At 60.3% G+C, this 14,970-nt stretch carries 13 protein-coding genes; 10 read left to right on the forward strand and 3 right to left on the reverse strand.

The genetic code is table 11. The features are described from left to right. The 7 genes from AYM40_RS26820 to AYM40_RS26850 all read left to right on the forward strand — a co-directional run bounded on the left by AYM40_RS26820 (position 1) and on the right by AYM40_RS26850 (position 8,530). Positions 1-1,533, forward strand: coding sequence for a tyrosine-type recombinase/integrase (locus tag AYM40_RS26820; RefSeq protein WP_063496040.1), 1,533 nt, complete (start codon positions 1-3; stop codon positions 1,531-1,533). 68 nt (positions 1,534-1,601) lie between these two features. Continuing rightward, positions 1,602-3,854 carry a hypothetical protein gene (locus tag AYM40_RS26825; RefSeq protein WP_236720930.1) on the forward strand — a complete coding sequence of 751 codons (2,253 nt, stop codon included), beginning with the start codon at positions 1,602-1,604 and terminating at the stop codon, positions 3,852-3,854. Next, positions 3,847-4,356, forward strand: coding sequence for a hypothetical protein (locus AYM40_RS26830; RefSeq protein ID WP_063496038.1), 510 nt, complete (start codon positions 3,847-3,849; stop codon positions 4,354-4,356). Before AYM40_RS26825 ends, AYM40_RS26830 begins: the two co-directional genes overlap by 8 nt. 269 nt (positions 4,357-4,625) lie before the next feature. After that, positions 4,626-4,943, forward strand: a complete 318-nt coding sequence (locus tag AYM40_RS26835; RefSeq protein ID WP_148662148.1) for a hypothetical protein — start codon at positions 4,626-4,628, stop codon at positions 4,941-4,943. 155 nt (positions 4,944-5,098) lie between these two features. Continuing rightward, positions 5,099-6,163 (forward strand): RES domain-containing protein, encoded by a 1,065-nt coding sequence (locus tag AYM40_RS26840; RefSeq protein ID WP_063496036.1) that lies wholly within the window; start codon positions 5,099-5,101, stop codon positions 6,161-6,163. Positions 6,164-6,258: 95 nt separating this feature from the next. Beyond that, positions 6,259-6,759, forward strand: a complete 501-nt coding sequence (locus tag AYM40_RS26845; protein WP_063496035.1) for a hypothetical protein — start codon at positions 6,259-6,261, stop codon at positions 6,757-6,759. A gap of 370 nt (positions 6,760-7,129) precedes the next feature. Continuing rightward, complete coding sequence (locus AYM40_RS26850) at positions 7,130-8,530, forward strand: ISNCY family transposase (protein WP_063499171.1); 1,401 nt, start codon at positions 7,130-7,132, stop codon at positions 8,528-8,530. Between the two features lie 154 nt (positions 8,531-8,684). Here the strand turns inward: AYM40_RS26850 and AYM40_RS41990 are convergent, their stop codons facing one another. Beyond that, a complete protein-coding gene (locus tag AYM40_RS41990; protein WP_063499172.1) occupies positions 8,685-9,122 on the reverse strand; it encodes a hypothetical protein in 438 nt (145 codons plus the stop codon). A gap of 348 nt (positions 9,123-9,470) precedes the next feature. Here AYM40_RS41990 and AYM40_RS26860 point away from each other — a divergent pair, with 348 nt between their 5' ends. The 3 genes from AYM40_RS26860 (at position 9,471) to AYM40_RS26865 (ending at position 13,192) form a co-directional block, all read left to right on the forward strand. Further along, positions 9,471-11,663 carry a penicillin-binding protein 1A gene (locus tag AYM40_RS26860; protein ID WP_420488513.1) on the forward strand — a complete coding sequence of 731 codons (2,193 nt, stop codon included), beginning with the start codon at positions 9,471-9,473 and terminating at the stop codon, positions 11,661-11,663. Between the two features lie 376 nt (positions 11,664-12,039). Beyond that, on the forward strand, positions 12,040-12,261 hold the full coding sequence (locus tag AYM40_RS41525) for a hypothetical protein (RefSeq protein WP_158515333.1): 222 nt from the start codon (positions 12,040-12,042) through the stop codon (positions 12,259-12,261). 7 nt (positions 12,262-12,268) lie between these two features. Then, positions 12,269-13,192: a LysR family transcriptional regulator gene (locus tag AYM40_RS26865; protein WP_063500724.1), complete on the forward strand. Its 924-nt coding sequence runs from the start codon at positions 12,269-12,271 to the stop codon at positions 13,190-13,192. Between the two features lie 42 nt (positions 13,193-13,234). Here the strand turns inward: AYM40_RS26865 and AYM40_RS26870 are convergent, their stop codons facing one another. Then, positions 13,235-13,543, reverse strand: a complete 309-nt coding sequence (locus AYM40_RS26870; RefSeq protein ID WP_063499174.1) for a DUF4148 domain-containing protein — start codon at positions 13,541-13,543, stop codon at positions 13,235-13,237. 245 nt (positions 13,544-13,788) lie between these two features. Next, the gene (locus AYM40_RS26875; RefSeq protein ID WP_063499175.1) at positions 13,789-14,964 is read right to left on the reverse strand and encodes a porin; all 1,176 of its coding nucleotides are present in this window, start codon (positions 14,962-14,964) and stop codon (positions 13,789-13,791) included. Between the last annotated feature and the right edge of the window lie 6 nt (positions 14,965-14,970).

The raw sequence follows: 14,970 nt of genomic DNA on the forward strand, positions 1-14,970 counted from the left end.
ATGCAAAAAGCTCCGTCGTCCCAGACTCACCTGGGAATCGAGCCATCGGTGCTTGAAAGCATGGTGTCGTCGTTGCCAGAACTGCCGCCGGTCGTGCGCTACTACGACGACTTCGACGACACGCTGCGCTCCGTGCCCGAAGTCCGCCAGGCCGATATCCTCGGGCTTCACATCAATGGTCGACTGTTCCGGCTTGATCTTAGTCGGTACCCTTCTTCGTACGGCACCCTCCAGAAGCATCTGCTGGTCTTCCTGCTGGGTGAAGACCTGCATATCTCGACCTGCTTCAATGTTCTGAACGCAGCAATGCATCTTGATGTTCATGATGTCGAACGCATCGTCGAAGCCGGACCAACCCGCATATCAACGATATGGATGACGCTGCGCGGCCGCCAGTTAGTCGTTCACGCCTATCGTTTCGTCAAGGCCGTGCTGCGTTTGCTATGCCGGCATCGCCTGTATGGCTGGTCCGAGTCATATCTGGCCTATGTCAGCGCTTGCCTGCCCGGCCCCGCAACAGACAAGTATGCCCGTGTGCGATCAGGCGATGTGTTTCTGTCCGTTGACGAGGAAGCCGCGATTGTGCGCTATCTGGATGAAACGTCGAATCTCATTAGGACAAGCGGCTGGTCAAGTCTTCCATACGAGGCACTTTGCGATGCGGCGATGGTGCTCTGTTCCTACCAGTTTGCCATGCGTCCGATTCAGATCGCGATGCTGACGATGCGTGACGTACGGATATGGGATCTGGAACACAGTGGCGAGCCGACCGTGCATCTCACGTTTCTCATGGTCAAGCAACAGGGGAAGCTTCGAAAGAGACCGATGGTCCGTCGTGTGAAACAGGAATGGGGGATATTGTTCATCGCGCTGGTTGCGTATGCAGACTCTCAGGGGCGCGATGCCAATGATCGCGTCTTCGGCGTCAAATCCAATCATGAAGCCGGATCTCGCATTGCCCGCCGCGTGGAAATCCTGATCGGCGACGATGCTTGCGCTATGGACCTTCGTCATACCGCGGCGCAGCGACTCGTTGACGCCGGTGCCAGTCATGAGGAGCTCGCTGAATTCATGGGCCATTCGCATGTGCAGACCGGGCTGGTTTACTACGCGACATCGGCCACCCACGCGGAGCGGGTGAACCGGGCGCTCGGTGCGTCGGACATATACCGGCGTGTGGCGAAGATTGCGCACGACCGGTTCATCTCCCCGGAAGAGCTCACCCAACTCAAAGGGGAGCAACAGATTGCCGGCGTGCCTCACGGAATTCCGATCGCCGGTATCGGCGGCTGCAAATCTGGTCAGCCCGCTTGCCCCTACAACCCGGTCACGTCGTGCTACGGATGCAGGAAGTTCATGCCCCTGCACGACAAGACGATGCATGAGCGCGTGCTGGCCGAGATGCGCGAAGTGGTGATCTTCTTCGACCAGAGTTCCCGCGGCGACACCAGGTCGCCTGCCTATCTGCAACTGCAGCGCACGATCGCCGAGATACAGACAGTCATCGAGGAACTGGAAGCCGACAACCGATGAATCCACACTACTCCGCGTTCATCGATCTGGGCAAAACGCTGGCCCATGAGAAAGGCCTGTCATGGCGCATGCCTCTCGACGAAACAGGCGCCGCATGCGACGGCGTCGGATGGAACCTCACCGTCGTTGCCGGCGACGTACCGCCGCCGACCTATTACCTGCGAGACCTGGGACCTGATGCGAAGGCACTGGCGATCGTAAACACGGAGCGCGCAGAGCGGGGCCTGACGCCGCTGCCCCGACGCCCGCTATCGTCAGCGTGGCAGGATCTGATCAAGGCGGCCGTTGCCGAACAGTTGCTGTTCAAGCGGAACACTACCGGACACGTGATGCAAAACATCGCGCGGCCGCTACGGGTGGTTGCAACGTGCGTGGAAAAGGACCCCTGGCAACTGACCGTCGACGATCTGCGTCTGGCGATCCGTGTCGGAAAAGCAATCCAGGCCACAGGAAAGCTGGGAGACCTGGTGGTCGGCATCATCAAGACAGTGCTCGATGCCCAGCACATCTGCGACGCCGGTCCACTGTACTCGTCCCTCTCTGTTCCGCGCATGAAAATGAAAAGTGCGATCAAGGCGAAACATACCTGGTCGCAGGAAGAGCTTCGCGAGGATCTCGAGGCCCGCAAGCGTGGCGAGCGTCTGCCGGAGCGTCGGGCGTTCTGGGAGCTGACCCGCATCGTGATGACTGAAAAGCCGAGAACGTTCATGGACGATCTGCGGTTCGCCGCGATGCGCTCCTTGATCGTGACCGGCATGCGTGCAGGTGAAGTCGCACTGTTGCCGGTTGACTGGAAGCGGGAGCGAACGTACATGGATTCGAAGGGACGGCCAGCCGGCGAATCCGGCGGCATCTCGACGTCCCTGATGCTGCGCCACTTCGCGGAAAAGCAGCAGGAGGATGAGACCGACAGCCGCGTGCTGCGTGAAGAGACCCAGCCCGTGCCCGAGATGTTCCGGACGCTGTTGACAGAGACACTCGACCACGTGGCCCGGATCACGGAGCCACTGCGTGCGACGTTGAAGCTGCAATGCGAAACGGGCCGGCTGCTGCCATGGTATTCGCTCGACAGCGTCGTGCCCGTCATTGAAATCTATACACGCCTCATGGGCAACCCGTTCTGGTTGAAAATTGAACGGGAACCGTTCATCGAACGCTATCGGGATGGCTTCGATCCCGCGGTCCTTGCTGAACTGCACGAATACCAGCATGAACGGCGGCGCAGTGGCGACCTGACTCTCGACATGGCCGTCTATCAGTTCGGGAATCGCCTGAAAACAGCGATGCTTGAGGGCGAGACCAGTCTGTGCTTCCGCCATGGCGACGGCTCGCCGGTCAAACTCCTCGATCGGATGGAATGGCATGCGACGCATCTGCACGTCGGCGAGCTCGAGGAACACATCCGGCTCACGACGCCGACGAAGGTATCCGACCTCACTCCCCTGCCGCTGGCAGTTGGGTCCGTTCAACCGTGGGAGTTCCTGTTCCTCCAGCCGAAGCGCTCGCTCGCCGAAGAGCGCAACGATGGCCTGTGCGACGTGGCGCGCTACATGGCGGTCAACCGCCCGGACCCTACGTTCATCGGACAGGCGCTCGGCGACGCGAAGAACCTGCCATCGTTGTTCGAAAAATATGGCCAGACCGATGAAGACCGGGCCTTGAAGATCGAGTCGCACATGCTGCGTCATCTACAAAACACCGAACTGTTCCGCCTAGGTGTTGCGGATACGATCATCTCGAAGCGCTTCAACCGGCGCAGTGTCACCCAGAGCTACGAGTACGATCATCGCAGCCTGGCTGAGGATCTCGAACAGATCGAGATTCCGCAGGACATTGAGATCATGCTCGGCGAGAAAGCCAGCACCGTAGCCAGGCTCATCAAGGACGGCAGGGCCAGCGGGCCGATCGTCGGTGCCTTCCTGCGTATCCAGGCCACCGAGGGCGACGCGGCTGCGTACGAATACCTGCGCGCCGAGGCGGACGGATTCCATGCGACCCCGTACGGGCACTGCCTGAACTCGTTCACAGTCGACCCCTGCCCCAAGCATCTCGAGTGTTTCGCTGACTGCCGGCATCTCTCGGCGACTGACCTGCCGGAACATCGGCAGAATCTGATCCGGCTCGAGGGCACGTTCAAGCAGGCACTGGAGACGATCAGAGCTCGTCCTTCGACGAGTATCGGCTGGAAAAACCAGCTAGAGCATGCGGAAAAACGGCTGGCTGGCGTACAGAAGCTGCTCGCGACTCCGCCGGGCGAACACCCCTTCCCCGATGGCGTCGACCTCTCACTGCCCCGACCACGTGGAGTACTTGATGACTGAGCCCATTGAAACGGCATTGGCTGGTGACGAGCAGATGCGCGAGATTCTCGAGACGTTGCTGGCCGACGACGGAGACATCACGGCGCGCGCCGTTGCCCGGCTGCATCCGTCCATCAAGGCGGCATCGTCGATTACCCGCAGCGAATTGCGCAGCAGGTTGCTTGCCGAGTATCAGCAGCGCCAGTCGGAATACCGGCGCTGGCGCGGCCGCGTCGCAAAGCGTTCCGGCTCCGACACCGCGACCTCGCTCGCCGACAAGGATATCCGGATTGCAGAGCTCGAGGCCACCGTGCAGTTGCTTACCGCCTCCCACCTCGCCATGCTGCGTGCCGTCGGCGAACTCGGTGGCTTCAGCAAGTGGGCGAAATTCTATGAGCAGTATCGCGAGGCACGCGATAGACTCGACAAGCTTGGCGCGGTTCCTGCCGCGACAGTGTCCTCGATGACGTCCGAAATGCGGGCAAAGCCGGCTTCCACAGACGGCAGAAGAAAGCGGCGTTGAGCGAGGGGCCATATAGCAGGCACTAGATGTAGCGACTTGCATTTGAAACCGGCCGTACTTGCAATCGACGCGGTTTCCTGCTCGAAATAACTGCAACTGACGGAATGCGCGTGCTCGGATTATCTGCATCCATGCCTGCATTCAGCCGTTCTTGAGGGCACCCCTCTTTCCTCGATGCACTCGGCTGTCTGTCTGCGCATGTGGCCTCGTAAGTCCCGTCTGCTATGCTAGTTGAGCCCCTTTGTCTACGCGGGCGCGAGGTGACGATCGTGAACAAGTACATTGCATTGACCATGCTGGCACTAGCTGCCGCATCAACCGCTCACGCACAGTACGTACCGGGCGACGCGTACGCTACGCAGCGTAATGAGATGCACGATCAGGCCCTCTTGCAACAGCAGCAAGGGAACGAGATGGCGCGACAACTATTGCAGGAGCAGCGGCAGCAGCAAGAGCAGCCTCATGAAACGCTCTTTGACAGCAGCATGCGGGCCTGGAACTCCGGTCAGCAGACGCAGCGGGCACGGCAACAGGACAATGATGGTCCAACGTGTGTTACCTATGCAGGGCAGACATCCTGTAAGTGAAGGCAATTCCGTGGCTGACGTGGCGAAATCTAGCCGTTTCGGGCCAACGCCAACGCCCTCCTGTGCAGGTTGCAGATAATGTGAGCAGGCGACAATGGAACGCAAGCACGCCCGTTTCAAATGCAAGTCGCTACAGGTGAGGATGCGACATTGTGATGGCGAAAAAGTGTTGCCCGGAATGCTTCGCGCATGAATGGGTGCGCGAATATGCCCGCGATCGAAGCAACGGCATTGGCGCTTGCGACTACTGCGGGGCCAGCGGCGTAAAGGTTATCGATATCGACGTTCTCTACGAGCCGTTCAGGAATCTGATGCAGTTGTATGCTCCCAGCGATGACGCGAGCGGCGAGATGCTCATCTATGCCATCCAGTGGGATTACGAAGTGTTCGAGGATGGCCTGTATTGCTCTGATGGAGCAGCGGGCCTGCTCGAAGACATTCTGGCAACGGGCTGGGACGACGACAGCGGCGAGTCGCCAGTTCGGGCGCACGAGCTGTATCGTCGATCGTGGACTGGTCCCACCATGCTCGATGAATGGAACGAGTACTGTGCGGCGGTCAAAGAGCACCCACGTAGAAAACCTCGTATGCCGATGCTGTTCGACGAAGAACTGGGCCGACAAGAAGCCGACGTCCTCCCTGGAGCCATCCTGTATCGAGCGCGCCTCGGCTTTACGCAAATTGGCGGGACTATTGAACCCCACGCTGGCGTTGGCATCGGTGCCCCGCCGGCAGGCAAAGCGAAGCCAGGGCGAGCAAACCGGTTACGTCAAGTTGTGCTCTACGTCGCCGATCAAGAACCGACAGCGATTGCCGAGGTTCGGCCCGCGCGCGGCCTACTGGTTTCGGTTGCCGAGGTCCACGCTGTCCGAAGCCTTCGATTGGTCGATCTGAACAAACCCGTGCGCCCATCGAACCCGTTTGCCGATGATGTTCCTCGATACGAGTTGGAACTGGAGCACCTGCTTCGAGCGTTTGGGGAGGAACTGTCGCGACCATTGCGTCGTACAGACGACGAGCACGAGTACCTCCCCTGCCAGAAACTGGTCGAGCGCATCCGGAAAAGTGGCCTATATGATGGCATTCGGTACCCAAGTGCCATGGCGCCTGGCGGCTCGAACATCGTTCTGTTCGACCCCGAGCTGGTCACGATAGGAGCATCAAGGCTCGTGGAAATTCGGGAGATCGACGTCGCCTACGTCGACTTCGAGGACGAATAGCGAGGCCCTCCGTTGTTACGGTATCGATGATGCCTCGGCTACGAAATGGCCGAGCTTCGCGGCGGAAGCCGCTTCTCTCCCGAAAGGAGTGTTACATGTCCTACTGCCCCTTCTTCCAGACCCTGCACGATGAAACGCGCCCCGTGGGCAATCTCGGCCGGGGAACCCATTACTCTGTTCTGCGGGCACCGGTCTGGCACAACGAGTTCATGAACCGGCTCGAACGTTGCGCGTTCCTCGACTTCGCCATCATCTGGGATGAGGATCATGACGATCGCGTGATCGACGCGATTATGGTGCTTTACATCAGTGGCTTGCTCGCGCCGGTACGGTATATCGGCGAGCGGAAAGGTACGCTCTCGGTGCTGCTGGCCCCTGATGTTGTGCGGAGCTGGGACCCGGAAACCCTGGAGCAGTATCACGACGATATCAACGACATCTGCCAGAGTCTGGAAGACCCATGGTCGGCGAAAGTCGACAGCGCTGACGGCCACGAACATTCGATCATCCACAGCTCGGCCGAGAACGTCGCTACGTATCTCAGGAACATCGACATACTGTGGGAACTGGGTGTGAAACCGAAAAGCCGGCCCTAGATCGGAAGCAAGGGACCGGCGGGAACGCAACACTGACTCTGGCGGCATCACGTCGCCGCGCCTCACCCTGTTGCGTTCTCGGATGAGCATTGACGCAACAAATGCCCGTGCTCCGGTCACGCAACACGAAACCCCTGAAAAAGTGGATATCCTGTGGATAAGTCGGTCGCCTTACCCGTTGAAATATAACAAAATATGAAAAACCAAAACCAACGCAACACCACGCCATAGGTGCCAAGAATCAACCGGACTGGTTGTAGTAGCTTTATAGAAATGTCCGGTTCTGGCTCATTAGAAATGTCCGGTTCCCGGCTCCGGGCCGGCGGCTGTGGCGCATGCTGCGGCATCACAGCCAGCCCGGAGCCCGACCATGAACGGACGTGGATTCATCACGATCAGCATGCACGAGCTCGAGCGTGTGAAGATCATTGAGGCGGTCGTCCAGCGGCGGCTGACGGTCGTGCTGGCGGCCGAACGGCTGCAACTGTGTGAGCGTCAGGTCAGCCGGCTGGTGCGGCGCTACGAGGCTGCAGGACCGGCTGGGCTCGTCTCGGCACGGCGTGGGCAACCGAGTAACCGCGAACTGCCGGTGGATGTCCGTGCGCGGGCGATGGCGCTGGTGCGTGAGCGTTACGCCGATTTTGGGCCGACGCTGGCGTGCGAGAAGCTGGCTGAATGTCATGGCGTGGTGCTGGCGAAGGAAACCGTGCGGCGCTGGATGCGCGACGCCGGGCTATGGATTCCACGCAAACAGCGGCCGCCGAAACTTCACCAGCCGAGAAACCGCCGCGCATGCCTGGGCGAGCTGATCCAGATCGACGGCAGCGATCATCGCTGGTTCGAGGAACGCGCGCCGGCCTGCACGCTGCTGGTGTTCATCGACGATGCGACCAGCCGGCTGATGGCGCTGCACTTCACGGCGACCGAGTCGACCTTCAGTTACTTTGAGGCGATGCGGCGCTACCTGGAACAGCATGGCAAGCCGGTCGCGCTGTATAGCGACAAGGCCAGCGTGTTTCACTGCAACAGCCATTCGGTGACGCTTGGCAAGGGCGTGACGCAGTTTGGCCGGGCGCTGTACGAGCTGAATGTGGATACGTTCTGTGCCAACAGCAGTCAGGCCAACGGGCGCGTTGAGCGCGCCAATCTCACGTTGCAGGACCGGCTCGTGAAGGAGTTGCGGCTGCGTGGCATCAGCACGAAGGAGGCGGCCAACGCTTATGCGCCCCACTTCATCGCCGACTTTAACGGCCGGTTCGGCAAGGCGCCCAGGAGCACGTTCGACGCGCACCGGCCGCTGCGGACGGATGACGATCTTGACCTGATCCTGACATGTCGCGTGCCGCGGCGCGTGTCGAAGGTGCTGACCGTGCAGTACGACCGGGTGATCTATCTGCTTGAAGACACGGTGGCGAACCGCAGCCTGATTCACAACTATCTGGACGTGTTCGAGTATCCGGACGGGCGCATCGAGATCCGGGTGAATGGTGCTGCCCTGCCCTGTGTCCGCTACGACCGGCTCTCCGAGATTGACCAGGCGGCGGTGGTTGACAACAAGCGGCTGGGGCACACGTTGCAGATGGCGCAGGTGATCCAGGCGCAGCGTGATGACCGGCGGGCGTCGGGCTCGCCATCGCGGACCAACCAGGGCGAAGCGCCGCGACCGAAGGAGCGCAAGGTGGGCACCCGCAAGCAGCGGGAACTGACGCGTGAAGAGCTGAATGAGGCGATCCTGAGAACTGCCAGAACTCGGGTTGGCTCGGTGCTTTAAAGCCCTTAAAAGTAGATATTTCTGAACTTCAAAACCGGACATTTCTAAAAAGTCCCAACCCGGACATTTCAATCTGGCTTTGACAGTAAGTGTCGAGGCCATTCTGAAGTGTCGCAGGGGTAGCAAAGTAGAAATGTCGCGGTTTGTGCCTTTGTTATCTCTTTGACGTGGTTTTGAGTACAGAGTCCTGGAGGCTGGCCGTGGTTCTGCCAATCGCGGTGTTCAGCTCATCAACAGTGATCTCCCGCTGCTTCTTTGTGCCAGCCTTGCGTTCCTTCAGTTTCGGCGCCTGCCCCTGATTGGTTCGTGATGGCGAACCTGACGCGCGGCGGTTATCGCGATCGGCCTGAATCAACTGCGCGACCTGCAGCACATGACCCAGCGGCTCGGGTGTGACAATCTCGGGCATGCGTCGTTCACGACCACCAGTCAGTATCTTCACGTGGACGACGATCGTCGTCATCGTGAAACCGATGAAAAGCACCGCATTGACTGGTAGTCCAGACGGCTGAAGTTCGGCCTTTTTGCGGCCATTGGCCCTGCCTGACTCATGACCGCCAGTGAATGATCGCGTGAAGTCAACGTCCTGCATCGACCTGATGCCGGCCTTGCCTCGGAGACTCACCCTGGTCATGAAGAAGGCGCTCAGCCTGCTGATCCCCGGATCGACATTCTCAGCAAGTGATGCATATGAGGTGTGCCTCCGTCTTCGCGCCTGATGCAATCGCGTTCGACCATATTTCCGCGCCCTGATCGCGGGAAAAGGGCCACCGCAAAACCGGGCGATAGGCAGCGAACGTTGTTCACACGAAACAAATGTAATCATCTGTTAATGCCGTGCGCCGTAACCCTGTTTTGACGACGGAAGCGCCGTTCCGTTTTGCTACGATCCCGGCTTTTCCGCCAGCGCCCCGCCACTGTGAATCGCCGATATTTATCGTTGTTTCGTGAACGTTACGCACGGTGGCTCGCCCGCATCCAACCGCTGGCCGCCGCCGGCAGCACGATAGCCATACTCGTTTTCAGCAGCGCGCTGCGTCGCCTTCGCCACCCAACGCGACGGGGCATCGCGCTGACACTCGCCGCGTTGCCGGCGTTCTTCCTGCTGTACGTGCTTGCGCTCGTGCCGTTTACGCCGGGTATCGGCGACATCCGCAAAGCCCGCATCGATCGGCCAGCGGTGATCGTGTCGGCCGACGGCAAACTGCTCGATGAATTCAAGCCAGTCAATCGCGAGTGGGTGTCGCTCAAACAGATCTCGCCGTACATGGTGGATGCATTGATAGCGACCGAAGACCGCCGCTTCTACGAGCATCACGGCATCGACTGGAAGCGCACGGCGTCGGCCGCGCTGCATACGTTCTCCGGCGACCGGCAAGGAGGCTCGACGATCACGCAGCAGCTTGCCCGCAACCTGTATCCCGACGAAATCGGCCGCGCGCCGACCCTCACGCGCAAGCTTAAAGAAGCGATCACGGCGTTCAAGATCGAAGCCGTGTACAGCAAGGATCAGATCCTCGAGACGTACCTGAACACGGTGCCGTTCCTGTACAACGCCTACGGCGTGGAAATGGCCGCACGCACCTACTTCGGCAAATCGGCCGAGCAACTCGACATCCTCGAAAGCGCGACGCTCATCGGCATGCTAAAGGCCAACAGCACCTACAACCCGGTGCTCAATCCCGAGCGCGCGTTGCAACGGCGAAACACAGTGCTCGGGCAGATGAACAAGTACGGGAAGCTCAAGGGCGACGCCTACAGCTGGTTGACGCGACAACCGCTTAACGTCGATTTCGAGTTGCAGAGCGCGCCACCGGGCGCCGCGCCTCATTTCTCGGCGCAATTGCGCAAATGGCTGATCGCATGGGCCGATCGCAATGGCTATAACATCTATGCCGACGGGCTGGTCGTGCGCACGACCATCGATTCCCGCCTGCAGGCGATGGCGACGCAGGCGATGGACTGGCAGACGAACCAGTTGCAATCGATCGCGAACGACGCGTGGAACGAACGCACGGGCTGCTGGCCGGGCAACGACCTGTTCCAGGCATTCATCCGGCAGACGCCCGATTACCGCGCCGCACGCGATGCTGGTCAATCGGATCCGGCAGCGCTCAGGAAGCTCGGCACGAACCCCACGTTCGTCCGCGCGCTCTGCCGGAGCAAGACGCAGATCCAGGCGGGGTTTGTCGCGATCGATCCGCGCAACGGAGATATCAAGGCATGGGTCGGCAGCCGCGACTTCCGTGACGAGCCGTTCGATCACGTGCAGCAGGCGCGGCGCCAGCCGGGTTCGACGTTCAAGCCGTTCGTCTACGGCGCGGCTTTTGCGGACGGCGCGCACCCGAATGATACGATCGTCGACCGGAACGTCGCCATTCCGCTGACCGGGCATGCGAGCTGGCGGCCTACCGACGCGGAACCACCAACCGGCCGACCGATGACGCTGCGCGACGCGCTTGTGTATTCGCGCAACCGTGTCACCGCTCAGCTCATGCAAAGGGAAGGCCCCGAGAAGGTCGCACAGCTCGCGCGTGCGATGGGCGTGCGCGAGAGTCCGCTCGAAGCGGTGCCGTCGCTCGCGCTCGGCACGAGTCCCGTCACGCTCAAGGAAATGGTCTCGGCGTACGGCACGATCGCGAACCGCGGCGCCTATCTCGAACCGCGCATGGTCACGCGCATCGAGGATCACGACGGCAAGGTGCTCGCCGAATTCGCGAGCGCATCGCCGGAACAGGCACTGCCCGCTGGCGCCGCGCAAACGCTCGTCGACGTGATGCGCGACGTCGTTAACCGGGGCACCGGCGCAGGCATCCGGACGCGCTTCGGGATTCGCGCCGACGTGGCCGGCAAGACGGGCACGACGCAGGACAACACGGATAGCTGGTTCATCCTGATGCATTCGCAACTGGTTGCAGGCGCATGGGTAGGTTTCGACGATGCACGTGTGACGCTCGGCAACGACTATTGGGGCGAGGGCGCGCACAGCGCCTTACCGATGGTTGGCGCGTTCTATGACATGGCGCTGCGCGCGAGGGTCATTGATCCGGATGCACAGCTCGGCCCCGAGATCCGATCACCCCGCACGGTCCATGCGCGACGGCATCGACACTTCCTCTTCTTGGGCTTCTGATGTCGTCGCTGGCGGACGCGACATTCGCATTCGCCGGTGCCGCCGACGCAGCATCTCAATCCAAGGCGGCCGGTAGTAGCACGCTAACCGATTTCCCGATCTGGATCGCTCGACCGAAGCCTACCCCCCTAACCGCGCAAGCTTGGCGCCTTGCGATGTCGAAACGATCTGTTGCGGCACATGGGCAAAGCTCTCTTTGCATTTGGTGAAATGTGCTCGCATACTGCTTTTTGCGCGTGAGACGGAATTCCCCGAACACTGCTGAGTAACAACGTATTGAAAAGGATTGTCGCTAAGTCGCGGATGTGGTCCTTGATGACAGTTTTGCCTGCATTCATTTGCGCGGTAAAGGACGCAAGCAGCGCAGTGTGCCGCTTTGGCGCTCTACCGTGAAGGCGGTACGGGCATGGTTGCGGGTCAATCCGGAATTCCAGCCGACATCGTCACTGCTTCCGAATCGGAACGGTCACGCAATAACGAGAGCCACCATAATGCAGCTTTTCATGGCATTGCTTCGGCTTGCGGCGCGCTGCCAGGTTGTGCCCGCAACCCGACCGGTTTGGCTGATTGGTACGAAGATCGCTCTTTTCAAACGTGAAGGTGTTATGGACACGCTACAAAATATGCGGGTGTTCGCCAAGGTCGTCGATGCGGGCAGTTTCACCGCCGCGGCTCAATCACTCGACTCGACGACCGGCGCCATGTCTCGCGCGGTATCAGAACTCGAAGCCCGCCTGCGAATCCGCCTGCTGAACCGTTCGACGCGCCGTCTAGCCCTCACGCCCGCTGGCGAGCGTTATCTGCAGTCCTGCCAGCAAATCCTCGCCGATCTCGACAAGGCAGAGGAGGAGGCAAGCGGCGCTCACGACCGCCCTGTCGGCACGTTGCGAATGTTCAGTTTCGCGAGCATTGGGCAGCAGTATGTACTGCCGGCGATCACAAGATACCGTGCCCAGCACCCGGAGGTGTCGATCGAACTCACCATGTCGCAGAGCGCGCCTGATCTGTTTGGAGGATGCAGCGATGTAGCCGTCATCACGGCTCCTTCGCTTTCTGACTCGGAGATGGTTTCTCACCTGCTCGGCTCGACGTACAACATCCTGTGCGCTTCACCGCACTACGTGCGTTCGCGGGGCACCCCCGAGAAACCGGGCGATCTGGCGCGACATGAATGCCTGACATTGAACACGCCTGCTTTTCCGCCGCACGAGTGGTTGCTCGAAGGCCCCGGTGGCAGCGAATTGATTCTGGTTCGCGGCCCCTTGCAGGTGAATATCGCCGAATCGCTTATGGTCGCCATTCGTGAAGGAATGGGTATCGGCATGCTGCCGTTGTATGCCGCCGTCCACGGTCTGCGCGACGGCACATTGGTTCGCGTGCTGCCCCATCACACGTTGCAGAACATGAATATTTACGCGCTCTACCCTTCGCGCAGGTTCCTCGATGCGAAGACACGGACGTGGGTCGACTTCCTGCGCACCTACTTGCCAGAAGTCATTGCACGCGACAAAGCACTGCTTGCCGGCTGACCGGCGCCTTCGGGCCTTACACGCCCGTCTGCCTGGCTTAGTTTAGTGAGCAGTGTAGATCCGGGGCGAATACGTAGACACCGCAGTGTCAGTAGCACGACCCGACTGCGACGAACCGTCTGCTACACCACCTACGGCACTGTTCTGTGCCGCAACCTTGGCTTCGGCAGCCTGAATGTCGGCCGGATAGTTGGGATCTTCGCCACGGGACGGACTGTAGCCAGCCTTTTCGAGCTGGACCAGTTCAGCGCGTACCTGTGCACGGGTGACAGGTTGATTTGATTGGGCGAACACGGCAACGGGAGCAGCGAGCGCAGCGGCAACAACAACGGCTTGAATCAGGGATTTCATGGTTACTACCTCCAGACTTTGTCTTGACCTTCTACGAACAGCCCTGTTCGTAATCAGTAACGACAGTCTAGGTAGATGCACGCTTAAGATTAAGCCCGGTGTCTGGAGGGGATTGTTGCCAGATTTGGGTTAACCCTGATTGGCAGTGAGGACTGGGGAAAGGCTCGAAGAGCCAAACAACATGCGCAAATGATGGCCCGTGCACCTCCGACGCGAGGTCCACGTCGGAGGGTATGAACGCGTCTTTAGAACATCGTGCGAAGTCCGATTGCCACGCCCACTTGATTGGTCCGGCCAGTGGTGTTGGTCGGAACGCCCTCGCCGTTGACCCCGCCCGGGTAGTCGGCGGAGAAGGCGCCTGTGCCGCGCGCGAAGTCCGTGATCGCGTAGACTTCCGTGCGCTTCGTGAACGAGTATTCGGCGAGAACGGTAGCCGATTGGTTCACCCCCCGGCCGAGCGAGCCGTCGAGCAGTTCAGCATTGCGCGTCTGTCCGTAGTAGTAGGCGAACGTGAACAGCAGCGGAGCGATGGCTTGCCAGTTCGCACCGACGTAATAAGTGTTGTCGATACGGTTGGGGCTGCCACCCTTCAGTGTCGGCGCGCCAGATTGCTGCATGTAGCTGTCGGTCAAACCAGTCCGGTCCTGCCCCCGCAGCCAGCCGGCCAGCAGGCGGACGTCATGAGTGACCTGATACGCGCCGCTGACGTGCAGGAAGTTGGTCTTGGCGCCATTGATTGCGCTGCCGACACTGGTGCCGACCGAAGAGCCGGTCGCAGATGTCGGCACGGAGACCTGCTGGAAGCCTGCGTTGAGCATGGCAGGGCCGTACGTGTACGTCAGTTCGGCGGCATAGGTGGCGCCGAGACCGAGCGCGCCCGACTGGTTGCTTAAGCCGTAAAGGGCATCGACCGCCAGGCCATCGAAGCTGCCCTTGTACTTGACCGAGTTGTTGACTTCGAGGTAAGGCCCGATGCCGTTATACATCCAGCTGTTTTGCCAATAGTTGCCAACGGTCAGCGGGTCGAAGATATCGCCCAAGGTGTCGTAGGCCGGCGCATATTGCCTACCGAAAGTCAGCGAGCCCCACGTTTTGTTCGACAGCCCCACGAAAGCTTGTCGACTGAACAGTGTGCCGGGGACGTGTAGTTGCCCATTGAAGGCTTCGAAGCCGTTTTCGAGGCGGAAGATTGCGGACCAGCCGTCCCCCAGATCCTCACTGCCCCTCAAGCCCCAGCGGCTGTGGGTTTCCGGGCCGGACGTCATGGCGACCTGGTCCTTGCCACCCGGGCCAGCATTCGTCTGATACCGGATGGCTTCATCGACGATGCCGTACAGCGTGACCGAGCTTTGTGCGAACGCCGACGACGCCGCAGCAGCGAAAAGTGCGCCAATGGCGCTGGAAATGAGTATTTTTTTCATTAGTAA

Origin of the sequence: Paraburkholderia phytofirmans OLGA172 (assembly GCF_001634365.1) — a bacterium.
Taxonomy (GTDB): Bacteria; Pseudomonadota; Gammaproteobacteria; order Burkholderiales; family Burkholderiaceae; genus Paraburkholderia.

Bases quoted from the DNA above. Each gene is read 5' to 3' on its own strand.
- AYM40_RS26820 (WP_063496040.1), top strand. From the start codon at position 1: ATGCAAAAAGCTCCGTCGTCCCAGACTCACCTGGGAATCGAGCCATCG.
- AYM40_RS26825 (WP_236720930.1), top strand. From the start codon at position 1,602: ATGCCTCTCGACGAAACAGGCGCCGCATGCGACGGCGTCGGATGGAAC.
- AYM40_RS26830 (WP_063496038.1), top strand. From the start codon at position 3,847: ATGACTGAGCCCATTGAAACGGCATTGGCTGGTGACGAGCAGATGCGC.
- AYM40_RS26840 (WP_063496036.1), top strand. From the start codon at position 5,099: ATGGCGAAAAAGTGTTGCCCGGAATGCTTCGCGCATGAATGGGTGCGC.
- AYM40_RS26845 (WP_063496035.1), top strand. From the start codon at position 6,259: ATGTCCTACTGCCCCTTCTTCCAGACCCTGCACGATGAAACGCGCCCC.
- AYM40_RS26850 (WP_063499171.1), top strand. From the start codon at position 7,130: ATGAACGGACGTGGATTCATCACGATCAGCATGCACGAGCTCGAGCGT.
- AYM40_RS41990 (WP_063499172.1), bottom strand. From the start codon at position 9,122: ATGCAGGACGTTGACTTCACGCGATCATTCACTGGCGGTCATGAGTCA.
- AYM40_RS26865 (WP_063500724.1), top strand. From the start codon at position 12,269: ATGGACACGCTACAAAATATGCGGGTGTTCGCCAAGGTCGTCGATGCG.
- AYM40_RS26870 (WP_063499174.1), bottom strand. From the start codon at position 13,543: ATGAAATCCCTGATTCAAGCCGTTGTTGTTGCCGCTGCGCTCGCTGCT.
- AYM40_RS26875 (WP_063499175.1), bottom strand. From the start codon at position 14,964: ATGAAAAAAATACTCATTTCCAGCGCCATTGGCGCACTTTTCGCTGCT.